This is a genomic window from Janthinobacterium sp. FT14W, from assembly GCF_009208755.1.
In the GTDB taxonomy this organism is placed as follows: Bacteria; Pseudomonadota; Gammaproteobacteria; order Burkholderiales; family Burkholderiaceae_D; genus Janthinobacterium; species Janthinobacterium violaceinigrum.
On the sequence record NZ_WFLL01000032.1, the window covers coordinates 53,726 to 72,258 of the forward strand.

17 protein-coding genes are annotated in these 18,533 nt (G+C 64.4%); 7 read left to right on the top strand and 10 right to left on the bottom strand.

Going from position 1 to position 18,533, the window contains the following annotated elements:
• The first annotated feature begins 17 nt into the window (after positions 1-17).
• The gene (locus GCN74_RS20105; RefSeq protein WP_152258304.1) at positions 18-851 is read left to right on the top strand and encodes a hypothetical protein; all 834 of its coding nucleotides are present in this window, start codon (positions 18-20) and stop codon (positions 849-851) included.
• A gap of 36 nt (positions 852-887) precedes the next feature.
• On the opposite strand, the gene GCN74_RS20110 is transcribed toward GCN74_RS20105, so the two are convergent.
• The 4 genes from GCN74_RS20110 to GCN74_RS20125 form a co-directional block, all read right to left on the bottom strand.
• Positions 888-1,943, bottom strand: a complete 1,056-nt coding sequence (locus GCN74_RS20110; RefSeq protein ID WP_152258305.1) for a bifunctional nicotinamide-nucleotide adenylyltransferase/Nudix hydroxylase — start codon at positions 1,941-1,943, stop codon at positions 888-890.
• Positions 1,940-3,655 (bottom strand): NAD+ synthase, encoded by a 1,716-nt coding sequence (locus GCN74_RS20115; RefSeq protein ID WP_152258306.1) that lies wholly within the window; start codon positions 3,653-3,655, stop codon positions 1,940-1,942. Before GCN74_RS20115 ends, GCN74_RS20110 begins: the two co-directional genes overlap by 4 nt.
• A gap of 111 nt (positions 3,656-3,766) precedes the next feature.
• Positions 3,767-4,279 (bottom strand): ClbS/DfsB family four-helix bundle protein, encoded by a 513-nt coding sequence (locus GCN74_RS20120; RefSeq protein ID WP_152258307.1) that lies wholly within the window; start codon positions 4,277-4,279, stop codon positions 3,767-3,769.
• Complete coding sequence (locus GCN74_RS20125) at positions 4,279-4,923, bottom strand: ArsR/SmtB family transcription factor (protein WP_152258308.1); 645 nt, start codon at positions 4,921-4,923, stop codon at positions 4,279-4,281. The genes GCN74_RS20120 and GCN74_RS20125 overlap by 1 nt, the downstream gene beginning before the upstream one ends.
• Positions 4,924-4,982: 59 nt before the next feature.
• On the opposite strand from GCN74_RS20125, the gene GCN74_RS20130 reads away from it, so the two are divergent.
• The gene (locus GCN74_RS20130) at positions 4,983-5,471 is read left to right on the top strand and encodes a DUF2938 domain-containing protein (RefSeq protein ID WP_152258309.1); all 489 of its coding nucleotides are present in this window, start codon (positions 4,983-4,985) and stop codon (positions 5,469-5,471) included.
• Here GCN74_RS20130 and GCN74_RS20135 read toward each other — a convergent pair whose 3' ends face one another.
• On the bottom strand, positions 5,472-7,931 hold the full coding sequence (locus GCN74_RS20135; protein WP_152258310.1) for a DUF3772 domain-containing protein: 2,460 nt from the start codon (positions 7,929-7,931) through the stop codon (positions 5,472-5,474).
• Between the two features lie 311 nt (positions 7,932-8,242).
• Here GCN74_RS20135 and GCN74_RS29370 point away from each other — a divergent pair, with 311 nt between their 5' ends.
• Positions 8,243-9,922 carry a methyl-accepting chemotaxis protein gene (locus GCN74_RS29370; RefSeq protein ID WP_152258311.1) on the top strand — a complete coding sequence of 560 codons (1,680 nt, stop codon included), beginning with the start codon at positions 8,243-8,245 and terminating at the stop codon, positions 9,920-9,922.
• Positions 9,923-10,081: 159 nt separating this feature from the next.
• Here the strand turns inward: GCN74_RS29370 and GCN74_RS20145 are convergent, their stop codons facing one another.
• The 3 genes from GCN74_RS20145 to msuE all read right to left on the bottom strand — a co-directional run bounded on the left by GCN74_RS20145 (position 10,082) and on the right by msuE (position 12,778).
• Positions 10,082-11,107 (bottom strand): methionine synthase, encoded by a 1,026-nt coding sequence (locus tag GCN74_RS20145; protein ID WP_152258312.1) that lies wholly within the window; start codon positions 11,105-11,107, stop codon positions 10,082-10,084.
• Positions 11,108-11,131: 24 nt separating this feature from the next.
• Positions 11,132-12,112, bottom strand: a complete 981-nt coding sequence (locus tag GCN74_RS20150; protein WP_152258313.1) for a DUF1852 domain-containing protein — start codon at positions 12,110-12,112, stop codon at positions 11,132-11,134.
• Between the two features lie 84 nt (positions 12,113-12,196).
• Positions 12,197-12,778 carry an FMN reductase gene (gene msuE / locus GCN74_RS20155; RefSeq protein WP_152258314.1) on the bottom strand — a complete coding sequence of 194 codons (582 nt, stop codon included), beginning with the start codon at positions 12,776-12,778 and terminating at the stop codon, positions 12,197-12,199.
• A gap of 128 nt (positions 12,779-12,906) precedes the next feature.
• Between msuE and GCN74_RS20160 the strand changes: the two genes are divergently transcribed.
• A complete protein-coding gene (locus tag GCN74_RS20160) occupies positions 12,907-13,815 on the top strand; it encodes a LysR family transcriptional regulator (RefSeq protein WP_152258315.1) in 909 nt (302 codons plus the stop codon).
• 13 nt (positions 13,816-13,828) lie between these two features.
• On the top strand, positions 13,829-14,698 hold the full coding sequence (locus tag GCN74_RS20165; RefSeq protein WP_152258316.1) for a methylenetetrahydrofolate reductase: 870 nt from the start codon (positions 13,829-13,831) through the stop codon (positions 14,696-14,698).
• 54 nt (positions 14,699-14,752) lie between these two features.
• On the opposite strand, the gene glmS is transcribed toward GCN74_RS20165, so the two are convergent.
• The gene (gene glmS, locus GCN74_RS20170; RefSeq protein ID WP_152258317.1) at positions 14,753-16,582 is read right to left on the bottom strand and encodes a glutamine--fructose-6-phosphate transaminase (isomerizing); all 1,830 of its coding nucleotides are present in this window, start codon (positions 16,580-16,582) and stop codon (positions 14,753-14,755) included.
• 161 nt (positions 16,583-16,743) lie between these two features.
• Here glmS and GCN74_RS20175 point away from each other — a divergent pair, with 161 nt between their 5' ends.
• Positions 16,744-17,217, top strand: a complete 474-nt coding sequence (locus GCN74_RS20175) for an Lrp/AsnC family transcriptional regulator (protein ID WP_152258318.1) — start codon at positions 16,744-16,746, stop codon at positions 17,215-17,217.
• A 347-nt stretch (positions 17,218-17,564) separates the two neighbouring features.
• Here the strand turns inward: GCN74_RS20175 and GCN74_RS20180 are convergent, their stop codons facing one another.
• Entirely contained in the window at positions 17,565-18,263 is a 699-nt protein-coding gene (locus GCN74_RS20180; RefSeq protein ID WP_152258319.1) for a response regulator transcription factor, read from the bottom strand.
• 80 nt (positions 18,264-18,343) lie between these two features.
• Between GCN74_RS20180 and GCN74_RS20185 the strand changes: the two genes are divergently transcribed.
• Positions 18,344-18,533: hypothetical protein (locus GCN74_RS20185; protein ID WP_152258320.1), on the top strand; the 190-nt coding region annotated here is incomplete at its 3' end.

The following is an 18,533-nucleotide window of genomic DNA, read 5'->3' on the forward strand; positions in this document are numbered from 1 at the left end:
ACCGATTGGAGACCATCATGGCACATACATTGGCAGCAGTTTTCGTCCTGCGCGATATGGCCGAGCGCGCCCGGCACGACCTGATCACGGCTGGCTTTCCCAGCGCCAACATCCGCCTGCACGATGCGGGCGGTGACGACATTTCCGCCGAGGAAAACACCGGCCGCGACGACAGCGACAACCTGCTCGACAACATCAGGCATTTCTTTACGGACCTGTTCGGCAGCCACGCCGACCGCCACATCTATGCGGAAGCCGTACGGCGCGGGCATGTCGTGCTGACCCTGGAAGGGGCGAGCGACGCCGATATCCAGCGCGCCACCGACCTCGTCGAGCGCTACGCGCCGCTCGACATCGATGCGCACGCCGAGCACTGGCGCGCCGGCGGCTGGCAAGGCGCGCCCACCGGCGACAGCGCGATGCGCCAGGGTGCCAGCATGCAGTCAGGCGCGCCATCGCAGCAGGGCACGCCGGCCGGCAACGTGAACGCGGCGGCATCGACATCGCAGCAATTTGCGGGCGGCATGGCAGCGCCGCCGCCGTCCGGCGCAGGCGCCAACGTGCGCCGCTATCCCGGCGCCGACAACCTGCCCGGCAGCAGCTACGACGACGAGCAGTACTACCGCAACCACTGGAGCAGCCAGTACGCCTCCAGCGGCGGGCGCTTCGACGACTACGATCCCGCCTACCGCTATGGCCATTCGATGGCGGGCAGCGACAGCTACCGGGGACAAAGCTGGGAGCAGGTCGAGCCCGAGCTGCGCAGCAACTGGGAACATACGTATCCCCAGTCCGCGTGGGACGACTTCAAGGCGGCCGTCAGGCATGGCTGGGAACGCGTGACGTCCTGACGGGCGGCGCGGGGAAAAGCGCGCCGCGGCGCCCCCTCAGCGCCCCTCGTGCGTGAGCTTGAGGAAGTGGTTCAGGATATGGAAGTGGTCTTCGAAGAACTGCTCTTCCATGGCCGGCAGGGCGCTCACCGGCACCCACTGCGCCAGCGCCGCGTCGTCGGCCGCCGTCACGGCAGGCAGCTGGCGCGTCTTCAAGTCAAAATAGTGCGCATGCGTGATGGTGCGCCCCCGCTGGCTGCGGTCCGGGTGGTCGAACACGGCCACGCCGACCAGCGCCTCGACGAGGGTGGGCGCCAGCACGCCCAGCTGGGTTTCTTCCGCCAGCTCGCGCAGGGCGCCCTGCAGCAGCCGTTCGCGCGGCTCCAGGAAACCGCCGGGCAAGGCCCACAAGTCCTTGCCCGGATAGCCGCCGCGGCGCACGAGCAGCACGTGGCCGCCCGTCTGCACCAGCGCATCCACGGTGCAAAAGATGGGCGCATACGGCGCCGCGCGCCAGCGCGCTTTATAGGCTTCGATGGCGCGGTATTCCTGCACCAGCGGCGCGTACCACGGCAGCAGGGTCCACGCTTTTACATACTGGCCGATGGCCGCCGGCAGCAGCTGCGCCACGGCGCTCAGCGACACGTCCACGTCCTCCGCCTCGAACAGCACGTTGCGGATGGCCGTCGCGCCGATGGGCGCGCCCGCGTCGATTTCCAGGTTCAGCAGCTGCCAGTGGGGGAAGTGGTGCAGATAATAGCTGGTGGCGTCCTTGAAGCAGGCCACCAGGGTCACGCGCTGCGCCGCGGGCAGGGCGCCCGCCACGGCGTGCCGCACGGCGTCGGCCCACAGGCCATCGTCGTAGTAATCGCGCACGGCCACGTAATGCACGCGCGCGCGCTGCGCCTCGGGCAGGGTGGCGGCGATCATGGCGGCCCGTTCCTGCCACGTAAACGGGTTCTTCGGACTGCGCGCATGGAAGGCGGAACCGAGCACCACCACCACGCTGGACGCGGTGGCCAGCGCCTTCTGCAGCAGGCCGGCATGGCCATTGTGAAAAGGCTGGAAGCGGCCGATCAGGATGGCCGCGTCGGCGGGATAGGCGAGGGTCATGCGTCGTCTCCGGTGGGGTAGTGGGCGGCAATCGGCAATTGGCGCCCGCTGCCAAAGGCGCGCGAACGCACGCGGATGATGGGCGCCGCCTGGCGCCGCTTGTATTCGTTGCGGGCGACCATGCCGAGGATGCGCGTCACCAGCGCGCGCCCGTCGTCCGTCTGGCGCAGCTGGCCGACAAAGGCCGACGCTTGCGCGCTGTCGGCCGCCGGCAGGCGCCTGCCCTCGATATGCCACTTCAAAATTTCATCGAGCACGGGATACGGCGGCAAACTGTCCGTGTCGCGCTGGCCCGGCGCCAGTTCCGCCGACGGGGGTTTGTCGAGCACGGCGACGGGAATCAGCTCGCGCCCCGCGCTGGCATTGACGTGGAGCGACAGGGCGAAGACCTCCGTTTTATACAGGTCGCCGATCAGCCCCAGTCCCCCGTTCGTGTCGCCGTACAGGGTGCAGTAGCCAACCGAGATTTCGCTCTTGTTGCCGGTGGTGAGCAGCAGGGCGCCGAACGCGTTCGAGTATTCCATCAGGATCGTGCCGCGCACGCGCGCCTGCAGGTTTTCCAGCGGCAGCCCCTGCAGCTTGCCGTCGAAAGCGGCAGCGTATCCGGCTTCGTATTGCGCCACGATGTCGCGGATCGGGTGCGTGTACAGCGCGATGCCCAGGTTGGCGCACAGGGCCACGGAATCGGTGACGGACCCGGCGCTGGAAAACACGGACGGCATGGTGATGGCCACCACGTTGTCCGCGCCCAGCGCCTCGACGGCCAGGGCCAGGGTCAGCGCCGAATCGATGCCGCCCGAGCAGCCGACCACCACTTTCGTGAAGCGGCAGCGGCGCGCATAGTCGCGCAAGCCGAGCACGATCTGGCGCCGCGCAAATTCGACGGCGGGAATGCCGTCCGGGTCGGGCACGGGGAAGGGCTGGCCATCGGTGCGGGTAAAACGGCCGCCGGCAAAGCGCAGCAACTGAAAATCCTCGACGAAGCGGGCCGCCTCGAATTGCACGCCGTCGCGCGGGGAAACGGCAAACGAGGCGCCGTCGAACACCAGCTGGTCCTGGCCGCCCACCTGGTTGACGAACAGCAAGGGCAAGTTCACGCGCGCGCAGGCGGCGCCAAACACGGCGTGGCGCTGCGCGCGCTTGCCGATGTCGGACGGGCTGGCGTTGATGCTGACGATCAGGTCCGGCTCCGCCGCATGCAGGGCGTCGAAGGGGTTGACGGCGTAGGCACGGCCATCGTCGTTCCAGCCATCCTCGCAGATCATGAAACCCACCTTGCAGCCGGCAATCGTCAGGGTGCAGGCGCCGGGCGGGCCCGGTTCGAAATGCCGGCCCTCGTCGAAGATGCCGTACGTGGGCAGCAGCTGCTTGTAGTATTCGGCCACGATGCGCCCGTCGCGCATCGCCAGCAAGGCGTTATACAGGGGCTTGCCGATGCCGGGATTGGGCCGCGCCGCGCCGATGACGGTGACCAGCGCGGGCCAGCGCGTGGAGGCCTGCAGCAAGGTGCCGAGCGCCTGCCGCATGCCGCGCAGAAAGGCGGCATCCTCGAACAGGTCGCCCGGGTAGTACGCGCACAGCGACAGTTCGGGGCACACCAGCAAGTCCGCGCCGTCGCTGCTCGCGCGCTCCATGCGCGCGATGAGGGCGGCGACATTGGCGTCGAAATCGCCCACGGTGGGATTCATCTGGGCGAGGGCAATGGTCAGCATGGTGATCCTTCAGAGGGTTGCGCTTGAAACCACTGCGCTTGAAACCACTATCCTGCCTGAAAAATTTTCTCAGCGTACTGATGCAATCGTGCAAGCCCGCCGAACTGGCCGCTACAAGGTCTTGAGCCAGGCCCGCAAACGCGTGCGCGCATTTGCATACGGCGACGCCGTATTGAACTGGATCATGCGTCCCATCGTGTAATGCGTGTACCAGGGCTGGCCATACAGCTGCGCGTCGTCATGGCTGTCGATCAGCGCCAGCAGCTGGTTTTTGGCCTGCTCCAGGCGCTGCAGCAAGTCGTCCATGCCCAGTTCAGCATAGTCCGCATAGAAGCGCTGCGCCAGTTTTCCCAGAGCGTTCCACGTGAAACCTTCGGCGGGAAAGGCGATGTCCTCGATGCGTTGACCGTCGCGCAGCTGCGCGTGCCAGTGCAAGACCAGCTCGTTCCAGCCCACCAGGTAGGCGAGCAGGTCGCACACGCTCATGCGCGTGCCCGCCACTTGCCCTTCCAGCACGGGGGCGCGCGCCAGTGCGGGCGGCACGCGCGCGAATTCCTGCATCAACTTCGCATACGTGCCGTTGATGGCGTCGACCAGTTCCTGCTTGCTGTTGGGGATGGCCATCACGCTGCCTTGACGACAGGCAAGCCAGCCGCCAGCCAATCGTCGTAGCCGCTGCCGAGACGGCGCGCATGCAAGCCATGCTGGCGCAGCGCCGCCACCGCCTGCACGGACAGCACGCAATACGGGCCGCGGCAGTAGGCGGCAATTTCTGCATTCGCCGGCAATTCGCCCAGGCGGCGCTGCAAGTCGTCGGCAGGAATATTGATCGCGCCGGGCAAGTGGCCGGCCGCAAATTCCTGCGCGGGCCGAACGTCGAGCACGGTGATGCTGGCTTCCTGCATGCGCGCCAGCAACTCGTCGCCCGTGATGGCTTCCACGTGGTCGCCCCGGCTCAGCGCCTGCAACTCGCTGCGCTGATGCTGCGCATACAGTTCCAATGCGGCCAGCAATTGCACGATGGGGCCGCTGCCCAGCCGGTACAGCACGCGCTTGCCGTCGCGCCGCGCCTGCACGAATCCGGCGCGCCGCAACTGCTGCAAATGCTGCGAGGTATTGGCCACGGACAGGCCCGTCAACTCCACCAGTTGTTCCACCGCAAACTCGCCCTGCGCGACCTGCTCGAGCAGGCGCAGGCGCGGCGCGCTGCCTAAAATATGGGCAAAGCCGGCGGAACCGGTCAGAAATTCGATATCGGCATTTTTCATTGACACGATGCTAGCACCCTTATAACATTCAAGCAATCAATTGAATGTTAGGAGCAACAATGCACATACTCTGGCTCGATGCGCTGGCGATCGGCGTGGGCGCGACGGCGGTGATGGATGTGTGGGCGGTGGCGTTAAAGCGCTTCTGGTGCCTGCCCTCGTTGAACTTTGCGATGGTGGGGCGCTGGCTCGGTCATTTGCCGCGCGGCACCTTCAGCCACGCCAGCATCGCCCAGGCGGCGCCCGTGCGCGATGAAGCGATCGTGGGCTGGACGTTTCACTATGCGGTCGGCGTGCTGTTTGCGGCCGTGCTGCTGGCGCTGGCGGGGCAGGAATGGGTGCGGCAGCCGACCCTGGTGCCGGCCCTGCTGGCGGGCGTGCTGAGCGTGGCCGCGCCGTTTTGCATCTTGCAGCCGGGCATGGGAGCCGGCCTGGCCGCCAGCAAGACGCCCCATCCGAACGCCGCCCGCCTGCGCAGCCTGATGGCCCACACGGCGTTCGGCATCGGCCTGTACCTGGCGGCGCTGCTGTGGTCGACGGTCCGCTGATTAGCTCGTCAGCGGCGGCACGGGCGCCGGTGACGCCGCGGGTGACGCTGCGGGTGCCGCCGCCACGGCCGACATCGCCGGCGTCTCCGGCTGGGCCGGCAGCGTGCTCAGCACCATCGTGCTGGGCTTGGCGATGGCGATATGCGCCGCGTCCAGGCGCTTGAGCAGCTCGAACAGCAGGGCGCTGCGGATGCCCGAGCTCAGGCGCGGCGACGCGGCAAAGCCCGTGGCGTTGAACAGCAGATAGCCATTGTCGATGCCATCGAGCTGCACGCTGGGCGCCGGCGTATCGAGCACGTCGGGATTGTCGACAAAGGTGGACAGGATCAGCGCGCGCGCCGCCTGCGCGTCCGTGCCCAGCGGCAACGGCAGCTTGACTTGCACCAGGCCCAGCGGATTGGCCAGCGTCACGTTGCGCACCGTCTTCGTGATGAATTCCGAGTTCGGCACGATCACCGTGGAACGGTCTCCCAGCTGAATTTCCGTGGCGCGCACATTGATGCGGCGGATGTCGCCTTCCACGCCGCCCAGGGACACCCAATCGCCCACCTTGACGGGGCGCTCGGCCAGTAGAATCAGGCCGGAGACGAAGTTCTGCACCACCGCCTGCAAGCCGAAACCGATCCCCACCGACAAGGCCGACGCCACCCACGCGATGCGTTCCAGGCCGATGCCGGCCGCCGACAGGGCCAGCGCCACGGCCAGCACCCCGCCGATATAGCCGAACAGGGTGATGAACGACACTTGCATGCCTGTATCGAGATTGGTGGTCGGCAAATAACTGTTTTGCAGCCAGCGCTTGAACAGGCCCAGCGCAACAAAGCCCACGACCAGCACCAGCAGGGCCTGGATCAGCGCGGCAGGGCGGATCGCCACTTCGCCGATGGCCAGGCCATCCTGCAGCTTGCCCACCCGCTGGAACAGTTCGCCCGGACCTTCGCCGAACGGCGCCAGCAGCAGCATCAGGGCCAGCAGCACGACGATGGCGCGGCCAATGCCCGACAGCAGCACGGCCGCCTGGTCGCGCGCCTTGGGCGTGGCCAGCACGGGGTGGGCCGCGTCCGGCGGCGGCGGCGCGGAGGCCAGCAGCATGCAGATGTCATCGACCAGCACCGTCAGCAGATAGGTGCTGCCCACCACCACGATGACCCAGGCGATTTGCTTGGCGATAAAACTGCCGAACGCCACATAGCCGACCAGCAAGCTGATGACGCTCGACGCCAGCGCCAGCCACAGCAGCACCGTGACGCAGCGCAGCCACAGGGGCGTGACCAGGGTGGCGGGATCGGCCTCGCGCAACTGGCGCCAGCAGCGCTCGGCGCGCATCAGGCCGCAGGCGATGGTCGTGCTCATCACCAGGGCGACGATGCAATTGACGGCCACGGCCGTCGACAGGCCCGCATTGATGACGATGGTGACGCGCTCCGTGGCCCACACGAGCACGACGATGAAGGAAAACATCGAGGGAAAATGGCGCAAGCGGTGCGCCAGCGCATCGGGCAGGGGCAGCAGACGCCACGACACGCGCCAGGGCGACAGCAGCGCATGGCCCAGGCCCGCCGTAAAACCGGCAAAACAGATGATGCCGATCAAGCTGCTGAGGAAAGTCGAGGTTTTGTCCGACAGGCCGCCATCCCAGCGCAAGCCCATGGCCAGCAATTCCGCCACCAGCCCCGGCGTGGCCAGCGCCAGCACCAGCACGGCCAGCGCATGCAGCGAGCGGCGCAAACGGCCATGCGGCACGCGCGTGGCCGTGATCACCAGCAGATAGCGCGACGCCCAGACGCCGGCGCCGATCACCAGCACGATACCGGCCAGCAAGCCGCCCCAGGCCGACCATGGCGTGGCGCTTGCCGCATTCGCCAGCTCCAGCTCCAGCGCCCGCAGGCGCTGCAGATTCTGCGGCAATTCGGCATGCAGCTGTTTCCAGAAAGAACCGGCCAAAATCGAGGCCGTGCGCTCGCCCAGGCGCGCCTGCAGCTGCGCGCGGCGCGCCGTCGACACCTGTTCCGACGCCTGCGTCGCTTCCACGGCCAGCAGGCGCGCCAGCTTCACCTGCGCATCGAGGGCGCTGCTGGTGCGGTCCAGCTGGCTGCGCTGCGCCGCCACGTCCGGCGCATCCTTGACTCCCGTTGCCGGCTTGCCCAGCTCGGCCAGCCGCGCCTGCACGCTGGCCAGGGTGGGCGCGAGCGACTCGGCCACCTTGTCCGCCTCGGCACTGGCGGCCAGCGCATCGGCCCGCATCTGCGACAAAGTTGCGTCATCCAGATCGGCCTCGCCATCGAGCGCCTTCTGGATGGTCGTGATCTGCCTGCGCAAGCCATCGAGGCGCTGGTCGGCCGTGGCCGCGTCATCGACGGGCTGGGACCAGGCCGGCGGCGCCGATAGCGCGCACGCCAGCAGCAGGGTCACTAGCAGCGGCAGCAGGAAGGGGGAAAAGCGGAGGCGGAAAGAAGTCATGCGGACCTATGGCTGGAAAAATGAGTGCTGTCTGAAAACAAGGTGGTGTCGTGAGCGGCCGCATCCGGTGCAACGGCGACGGTGGCGGCACCGCGCGGATGGCGCCGTCCCGGCGTATGGCCAGTCAATATAGCTGAAAACGGCGCCAACCCGCCAGATGGGCGGATCTAAGGTGCGCGCCGAGGGCGTCTAGGCACATTGCCCTATGGAAATGTCACATGAAAAGGTCTAGGATCGTCCTCCGCTTGGCGGCGCGGCACCCATCTGCACGCCGCCGACCTTTTCACCATTCCCTCCGTATTGAGACCGCCATGAAGTTTTTATCCCACCTGACCATCGGCACGCGCCTCGCCACAGGCTTTGGCGCCATCGGCGCCATGCTGATCCTCATTTCCTGCCTGGGCATCGCCATGCTGGGCAAGATCAACCAGGGCACCGGCCATATCGTGCATGACAGCATGCCCAAGATCGAGCTCGCCAACAGCGTGTCGGCCAACATCAACGACATCGCCATTGCCCTGCGCAACATGATGCTCAGCGCCGATCCCGCCGACCAGCGCAAGCAGACCGACGCCATCCTGGCCGCGCGCCAGGCGGCGGCCGGCAATCTCGGCAAGCTCGACCCCATGCTCGATTCAGAGCGCGAACGCGCCTTGCTGGCCAAGATGAACGATGCCAACACGCGCTATGCGCAGGGGCAGGAAGTGCTGCTGGAACTGATCAGGAGCGGTACGCCGGACGATAGCAGCGCCTACCTGTACGGCCAGCTGCGCCCCGTATTGCTTGTCTACAAGCAATTGATCGCTGAACAGATCAGTTTGCAAAACACCCTGGCCAACGCGGCGGGCGACAACGCCAATGCCACCTATGCGAACACGCGCGCCTTGCTGATCGGCATGTCGCTGGCCGCGCTGGCCATCGCGGCGGCCTTGGCATATGGCATCACGCGCTCCATCACCGGTCCCGTCGCCACGGCGCTGCAGCTGGCCAACACGGTAGCCGCAGGCGATTTGCGCAGCCAGATCAGCGTGCATGCGCGCGATGAAATGGGACAGCTGTTGCAGGCGCTCAAGCGCATGAACGACAACCTGGCGCAAACGGTGGGTACCGTGCGCGCCGGCACGGAAACGATCGCCTCGGCCTCGTCCGAAGTGGCGGCGGGCAGCCTGGACCTGTCTGCGCGCACGGAGCAGCAAGCCAGCTCGCTGGAAGAGACGGCGTCCTCGATGGAAGAGCTGACGTCGACCGTCAAACAAAATGCCGACAATGCGCGCCAGGCGCACGTGCTGGCCGACACGGCCTCGGGCGTGGCGCAGCGCGGCGGCGCCGTCATCGCGCAAGTGGTGGCGACCATGCGGCAGATCGACGCCTCGTCGAACAAGATCGCCGACATCATCGGCGTCATCGACGGCATCGCTTTCCAGACGAATATTCTTGCCTTGAACGCGGCCGTGGAAGCGGCGCGCGCGGGCGAACAGGGCCGCGGCTTTGCCGTGGTGGCCACGGAAGTGCGCAGCCTGGCGCACCGCTCGGCCGCTGCGGCCAAGGAAATCAAGACCCTGATCGACGACTCGACCCAAACCGTGGCGGCCGGCAGCGAGCTCGTGCACCAAGCGGGCAGCACCATGAGCGACCTGGTCGACAGCGTGCGCCGCGTCACCGACATCATGGAGGAGATCACCTCGGCCAGCGCGGAACAGACGGCGGGCATCGAGCAAATCAACCAGGCCATCAGCGAGATGGACAACGTCACCCAGCAAAACGCGGCCCTGGTGGAAGAATCGGCGGCCGCGGCGGCGGCCATGCAGGAGCAGGCGGCTACCCTGGCGCAGGTGGTGAGCGCCTTCAAGCTCGATGCCGGCGCACCGGCAAACAAACCGCCAGTCACCGCGACCACAGCACCGCGCCGGCGCGCCATCGCCCTGCGTGTGCCGGCTGTCAGGAAAGCCGCGCCCGCAGCAACGGCCTCGGCCGACTGGGAAGAGTTCTAAGGCCGCATTAAAAACGCCACAGACACCTGCCGGTGTCTGTGGCGTCATGCAGCATAGGCTGCGTCCTGTTACGCGACCGTATGCAGGTCAATACAGTGGCACACCATGCCGCTCAGTGCGGCAAGGCAAAACTCGGCTGTCCGGCACTTCCCCAGCCTGTTACGAGATTTCTCTGCGGATGATTTCTGCGCCGGCACTGAGCGCATGCAGTTTGCCTCTGGCGACCCGGCGCGCCAGGGGCGCCATGCCGCAGTTGGTGCTCGGATAGAGCTTGTCGGCATCGACAAACTGCAGCGCTTTGCGCAGGGTGCTGGCCACTTCCTCCGGCGTTTCAATGGCATTGGAGGCCACGTCGATGGCGCCGACCATCACTTTTTTGCCGCGGATGAGTTCAATCAGGTCCATGGGAACACGCGAGTTCTGGCATTCCAGCGAGATGATGTCGATACTCGATTGCTGCAGCTTGGGGAACGACTCTTCGTATTGACGCCACTCGGACCCCAGCGTATTTTTCCAGTCCGTATTGGCCTTGATGCCGTAGCCATAGCAGATATGGACGGCCGTTTCGCACTTGAGCCCTTCGATCGCCCGCTCCAGGGTGGCAATCCCCCAATCATTCACCTCATCAAAGAAAACATTGAATGCGGGTTCGTCAAACTGGATGATGTCGACGCCGGCAGCCTCCAATTCCCGGGCCTCCTGATTGAGGATCTTGGCGAATTCCCAGGCCAGTTTTTCGCGGCTCTTGTAGTGGCTGTCATACAGCGTATCGATCATCGTCATCGGGCCTGGCAGCGCCCATTTGATGGGCTGCGTGGTTTGCTGGCGTAAAAACCGGGCGTCTTCGACAAACACGGGCTTGGGGCGGCTCACGGCGCCGACGACGGTCGGCACGCTCGCATCGTAGCGGTCGCGGATTCTGACGGTCTCGCGTTTTTCAAAATCCACGCCGCTCAGATGCTCGATAAACGTGGTGACAAAATGCTGACGGGTTTGCTCGCCGTCGCTGACGATATCGATGCCTGCCTGCTGCTGCTCCTGCAGCGACAGACGCAACGCATCCTGTTTTCCCTCAACCAGTTCCTCGTCTTGTAATTTCCAGGGCGACCACAGCTTTTCAGGCTGTGCCAGCCAGGAAGGTTTGGGCAGGCTGCCGGCGGTCGAAGTAGGCAATAATTTTTTCATGATCAATGATTTCGTGTATTGAGGTTAATGAGAGAGCGTGGTCGCAGCCCATTGTTCAAGAATATTTTTGTATGGCTTGATGAAGTGCTCTTCTGTATATTTGCCCTGCTTGACAGCCAGCTGGCTGCGCTCTTCCCGGTCATACACAATTTGCGTCAGCGAGTAATCCTGGTTCTTCAGGCTGGGCTGATACAACTTCCCCGCCGCCGAATTGGCATTGTAGATTTCGGGCCGGTAAATCTTCTGGAATGTCTCCATCGTGCTGATGGTGCCGATCAGCTCCAGATTCGTGTAGTCGCCAAGCAGGTCGCCGACAAAATAAAAGGCCAACGGGGCCAAGCTGTTTGGCGGCATGAAATAGCGCACCTGCAAGCCCATTTTTTCGAAATATTGATCGGTCGAGGAAAATTCATTCTGCTGATACTCCACGCCCAGTATCGGGTGATGATTTTCCGTCCGATGATAGATCTTGCTGCTCGAGGCGCTGATGCAGATGACGGGCGGCTTGCTGAAGCGCTCCTTGTAAGCATTGGATTGGACAAAGTGTTTGAACAGCTTGCCATGAAAGTCGCCGAAATTCTCCGGAACGCCGAAGGTGGATTTATCATTGTTGTGCTCTGGCAGCACGACGCTGAAGTCGTAATCGCGCACGTAAGAGGAGAAGTTATTGCCTGCAATGCCATCAATGCGTTCGTTGGTTTTTTTGTCGATAACGGTCGGCTTCAATATCTCGATCAATGGGATATTGCTGCCTTGCACGTCGACATTCAACTCGACGGAAATGATTTCGAGCTCGACAGCATAGCGGTCCGCCGTCGGGTTATCCCAATGCGCCAGGCTGTTGAAGCGGCTGTCGATCATTTTCAGGGTTTTGCGCAAGTTCTCCTGGCGGCTCTTTCCCCGGGCCAGATTGGCAAAGTTGGTCGTCAGGCGCGTATTGTCCGATGGATGATAGTTTTCATCGAAAACAATGCTCTTGATGCTGAATGTAAAGTCTTTGCTCATGGTGATCTGCTGTCCCGATGTCTGCGAAAAAATCTGAATCTAATGATGGCCGATTCAGTGTTTTAAAAAGTTCTGGTCTGCGTATCAGGCCGCGACCGCTTCGTTGGCGGCGGCAGGCCGCGCATGGCGCGTCAATTCGACCAGCGGCAATGCCCGCTGGACCGCCAGTGCGGCCCGCTGGATCAGGGCCTCGTTCTGCAGGCGATAGTCGGCGAAATCCTTGTCGGTCGCGTACACGCCCAGCGGCAAGGTGCGTGCCTGGAAAAAGCTGAACAGCGGCCGCAACTGGTGGTCGATCATCAGCGCATGGCGCTCGCTGCCGCCGGTGGCGGCCAACAGGACGGGCTTGTCGATCAGGGCATCCTGGTCAATAAAATCGAAGAAATGCTTGAACAGCCCCGTGTAGGAGCCGCGGAAGACCGGGGTTGCCACCACCAGGATGTCCGCCTGCTCGACCGCCGCAAGTTCCCGCTCCACCGTATGGGGCAGTTGCGATCGCCAGGTCGCGCCGGCCAGCTGCGGTGCGAGCTGGCCCAGTTCGACCAGGCGCTGCTCGCACGGAACGGCGTCGGCGATCAGGTCCAGCAGGTGCCCTGCCAGGGCCGCAGCCTTGGACGGGCGTTGCAGCCCGCCGGAAACCGCTACTAAACGCAGTGGACGTGTCATGTTTGCTTTCATATGGATGGATGCGCGAGGGCCGACAAATGCCGGCAGCAAGGGGATCGATGATAGCGGCGGGGATCGATGAAGTATAATGGTCTTATTTCATACATCCATGAACATGGCTCATCTCAATGCTTGAACGCATCCACCTCAGCATCGTCCAGCAGGTCGAAAAACAGGGGTCCTTGACGGCCGCCGCCGGCGTGCTGCACCTGACCCAGTCGGCCCTGAGCCACAGCATGAAAAAGCTGGAGCAGCAACTGGGCACCGACGTCTGGCTGCGCGAAGGGCGCAACCTGCGCCTGACGCAGGCCGGCCAGTACTTGCTGGCGGTGGCGAACCGGGTGCTGCCGCAGCTGGACCTGGCCGAAGAACGCCTGGGCCAGTTCGCGCAGGGCGAGCGCGGTGCGCTGCGCATCGGCATGGAATGCCACCCGTGCTACCAGTGGCTGCTGAAGGTGGTGTCGCCCTATCTGACCGCATGGCCCGACGTGGACGTGGACGTCAAGCAGAAGTTCCAGTTCGGCGGGATCGGCGCGCTCTTCGGCTACGAAATCGACCTGCTGGTCACGCCCGACCCGCTGTACAAGCCGGGGCTGACATTCGAACCCGTGTTCGACTACGAGCAGGTGCTCGTCGTGGCCAAGGGCCATGCCCTGGCGTCGGCCGCCTATGTGCAGCCCCGGCAACTGACGCAGGAAGTGCTCATCAGCTACCCCGTGGACATCGAGCGCCTGGACATCTATAACCAGTTCCTCTTGCCGGCCGGTGTCACGCCCAAGCGCCACAAAGCCATCGAAACCACCGACATCATGCTGCAGATGGTGGCCAGCGGCCGCGGCGTGGCCGCCCTGCCGCGCTGGCTGGTCGAGGAATACGCGCTCAAGATGGACGTGGTGCCTGTGCGGCTGGGCGTGCATGGCGTGGCCAAGCAGATCTTCCTGGGGGCGCGCGAAACGGACACCGCCATCGACTACGTGCGGGCCTTCATCGCACTGGCCCGCCAGCCTGCCGTCGCCATCGCGCAAGACAACGAATAAGGTGAAACCGTTGATGCATCCCGCTCAGCCCAGGCCCGCTGGCAACATCACGCACGCCTACTCGCTGGAAGTCAGCGCGAAGGACATGCCCGCGTTGAGCGCAGCGGCACCCCGCATCGTGCCCGGGTCAACGATTGCCATTCCCTACCTGCCGCGCGAGGACAACGCTGCGCGACTGGCCGCCGTGCGGGCCGTGCGCAAGCTCGGCTTCGAGCCCATGCCGCACTTTTCCGCGCGCCGTATCGCCTCGCTCGCCGAGTTTGAGTCGTTCGTCCAGCGCGCCGTGGCGGAGGCGGGCGTCGAGCGCTGCTTCGTCATCGCCGGCGACCCATCCACCCCGCTGGGGCCGTTTTCCGACAGTGCCGCGCTGATCGACACAGGCGTGTTCGAGCGCGCGGGCATCAAGGTGATCGGCGTGGGGGGCCACCCGGAAGGCCATCCGGTCATGAGTACGGCCGATCAGTGGAATGTGCTTGAACGCAAGTGCCGCAGCATCGCGCAGCGCGGCATGACGCCCTTGATCGTCACGCAGTTTGCCTTTGATGCCGACATCGTGCTGACGTGGTTGAAAGCGCTGCGCGAACGCGGCATGGACCATCCCGTGCGCGTGGGCGTGCCGGGCCCCGCCAGCATCGCGGTGCTGGCCCGCTATGCGGCCTTGTGCGGCGTAAGCGCCTGCGCGTCGATGTGGTCCAAATACGGCGTGTCCATCGGCAAGCTGTTCGGCACGGCGGGGCCGGACCTGTTTGTCGAGCGCCTTGCCGCCGGGCTGACCGCAGCACATGGCAAGGTCAGCCTGCATTTCTTTCCCTTTGGCGGCATCGCCCAGTCCGTGAAGTGGATAGAGCAGTACCGTTCCCGCACCCACCCGGCTTCTGGATGACGGCCGCCTCGCCGGCGGCAGTGCGCCGCCAGCGACAGGCCACATCCAGGCGGCTTACTCCACCGTCACCGACTTGGCCAGATTGCGTGGCTTGTCCACATCCGTGCCGCGCGCCAGGGCCGTGTGATAGGCCAGCAATTGCAGCGCGACCACGTGCAGGATGGGCGACAGGTCGCCGTAGTGCTCGGGCAGGCGGATCACGTGCAGGCCTTCGCCGGAGCTGATGCGGGAATCGACGTCGGCGAAGACGTACAGCTGGCCGCCGCGGGCGCGCACTTCCTGCATGTTCGATTTCAGCTTTTCGATCAGCGCATCGTTTGGCGCGATGGTGACGACGGGCATTTCATTCGTCACCAGGGCCAGCGGGCCATGCTTCAGTTCGCCGGCCGGATACGCTTCGGCGTGAATGTACGAAATTTCCTTCAGTTTCAAGGCGCCTTCCAGGGCGATCGGGTAGTGCATGCCGCGGCCCAGGAAGAGGGCGTTTTCCTTGCGCGCGAACTCCTCGGACCAGGCGATGATCTGCGGCTCCAGCGCCAGCACGGACGCGATGGCGACGGGCAGGTGGCGCATGGCTTTCAGGTGCGCCGCTTCCTGTGCTTCGTCCAGGCGGCCATTGACTTGCGCCAGGCACAGGGTCAGCAGGAACAGGCCCGCCAGCTGCGTCGTAAACGCCTTGGTCGAAGCCACGCCCACTTCCACGCCGGCGCGCGTGATGTAGGCCAGCGCGCACTCGCGCACCATGGCGCTGGTGGCCACATTGCAGATGGTCAAGGTGTGCTGCATGCCCAGGCTGCGCGCATGTTTCAGCGCGGCCAGGGTGTCGGCCGTTTCGCCGCTTTGCGAAATCGTCACCACCAGGGTGTTCGGGTGCGGCACGCTGTCGCGGTAGCGGTATTCGCTGGCCACTTCCACGCTGACGGGCACCTTGGCGATCGCTTCGATCCAGTACTTGGCCGTCATGCCCGCATACGAGCTGGTGCCGCAGGCAAGGATCAGCACGCGGTCGATCTGCTTGAAGATGGCATAGGCATTGTCGCCGAACAGTTCCGGCATGATACCCGTCACGCCTTCGAGCGTGTCGCCGATGGCGCGCGGCTGTTCAAAGATTTCCTTCTGCATGTAGTGGCGGTACGGGCCCAGCTCGGCCGCGCCCGTGTGCGCATGCACGGTTTTCACTTCGCGCTCGACGGGCTTGCCATCGACGTCGACGATCCAGCAGCGCGACAGTTGCAGGTCGACCACGTCGCCTTCTTCCAGGTAGATGATCTGGTCCGTCGTGCCGGCCAGGGCCATGGCGTCCGACGCGACGAAGTTTTCACCATTGCCCAGGCCGACGATCAGGGGCGAGCCCTGGCGCGCGGCCACCACGCGGTGCGGCTCGTCGCGGCAGAAGACGGCAATCGCATACGCGCCGTCCAGGCGTTTGACGGCCTGCTGCACGGTTTCAAACAGGTCGCCGTTGTACATGTGCTCGACCAGGTGGGCGATCACTTCCGTGTCCGTCTGGCTCTGGAAGACATAGCCGAGGGCCGTCAGTTCGGCGCGCAGTTCGTCATGGTTTTCGATGATGCCGTTATGCACCAGCGCCACGCGGGCGTTCTCTTCCGTTGGGGAAAAGTGCGGGTGGGCATTGAACGAGACAGGGGCGCCATGCGTGGCCCAGCGCGTGTGGGCGATGCCCGTAAAGCCGCTCAAGCCTTCTTCGGCAATCTGCTTTTCCAGCTCGGCCACGCGCGCGGTGGAGCGCGAACGCTGCAAACGGCCATCCGCATGCAGGGCGATGCCGCAGGAATCGTAGCCGCGGTATTCCAGGCGCTTCAAGCCTTCGAGCAGGATGGGAGTGATATTACGTTGCGCTACCGCGCCGACGATGCCGCACATGGAAACCTCTGTCTAAAATTTAATCAATGCATGCATGCTAATGCAGAGCGTATGAAATATGCTTTCTAAATCATAGAATTTTTGACTGAATATTTCATCACTATTTTACAGTGAAATATTATTTCATTTAGAATTGAATTATTTTCCAATTCTTCATAATCATGAGCGATAGCAACATTACCCTGGACGAGATCGATCGTCGCATCCTGAATGCCTTGCAAGTTGATGCATCGCAAACCAACAGTGAGCTGGCGCGCTCGGTGCACGTTTCGGCCCCCACGTGCTTGCGGCGCGTCAAGCATTTGACCGATAGCGGCGTCATCGAACGGCAGGTGGCCATCGTCGCGCCGCAACTGGTGGGCGCGCGCCTGACGGCCATCGTGGAAATCACGCTCGACGTGCAGGCGGCGGAACGCATGGCGGAATTCGAGCAGCTCGTGGCGATGGAAACAGCCGTGCTGCAATGCTACCGCGTCTCGCCCGGCCCCGACTTCGTGCTGATGGTGCAGGTGGCCGACATGCCTGCCTACCACGCGCTGGCGCACCGCCTGTTTGCCGCGCACGCGAATGTGCGCAACGTGAAAAGCTATTTTTCCACGTTCCGCAGCAAATTCGAGACGCGCATCGCCGTGTGATTTCTTCGATTTAACTTACCCACCGCTTGCCCACAGCTTTATACCGTGCTTTTCCACCGCTTATGCGGCTCTTATGCACACACTTATACACAAGCGCCTGCACAGGCAACACGCAAGCAGGCAAGGGCAGCAGGACAAGACGCGGCAGGAAACACGCCTGGACTGGCACGCGATGGCCAAGGCAGGCGCTGCACCGTTCATGAAGAGCGACAGACAGGCAAGAAAAAGTATCCACAGCGAAACTTGCACACTGCTTGTACACCGCTTGCGCACAGCTTGCCAACAAGTTGCCAGACCACTTATCGACAGGCTTATCCACAGCTGCTCAGCAGCGGCAGCCGGGCCGTTCAGGGGCGCACTTCCGCGTCGGCATAGAAGCGGTAGCCGGCATTGCGGGCGGTATTGATGGGCAAGGCCAGGCCCGCCGCCTGTTCGGCCTTGCGGCGCAAACGGCTGATCTGGGTGTCGAGGCGGCGCTGGTCGTAAGTGAGAAAATCCTCGCCCAGCGATTGCACGATCTGCTGGCGGCTGACGATGCGTTCCGGCTCGGCCATCAGCGCGTGCAGCACGGTGACGTCCTGTTGCGACAGCGCAATGGCACCGCAGCCGGGCGGCAAGAGGCGGCGCGGTCCCAGTTCCAGCACCCAGGCCGTGGAGGGCGGCGCGGCGGCAGGCGACGGCGCATCGAGGCGCCGGGCCAGCGCGCCCAGGGTGGCGGCCAGCTCATCGAGGTCGGCGCTCTTGGGCAGGTAGTAATCGGCACCACCGCCCAGTCCGTTGACCTTGTCCTGCGTGGCCCCGCGCGCCGTAAACACGACGATGCCGATCGGCTGTCCCTGCGCGCGCAAGGCGCGCACCAGCACCATGCCTTCGCCATCGGGCAAGCCCAGGTCGATGATGGCAATGCGGTGCACGGTTGGCGCGTAGCAGGCGTGGAAGGCGGCCAGGTCGGCCACGGCGCTGACGCGGTAGCCGCAATCGCCGAGAAACTCGGTCAACTCGTGGCGCAGCACGGCTTCGTCTTCAAGCAGGATGAGGTTCAACATGGCGCAAGGATAACCGATCGCCGTGGGGCCGGGAAGTTGTCTTTCTGACTGGCCCGCCGGCCGTGGTAAGCTGCCTCGCCATGAAAATCCTGCTCGCCATTTGCCTGTTGTTTACCGCCCTGTTTCCCCAGATTGCACTTGCCGCGCCGGCGCCCCTGGTGCTGCCGGCCAGCGGAAAGCCCGTGTCCGCCAGCGGCCACCTGCAGATGCTGCGCGACACCACGGGCCGGCTGGGGCCCGATGCGGCGCTGGCGGCGCCCGGCTGGCGCG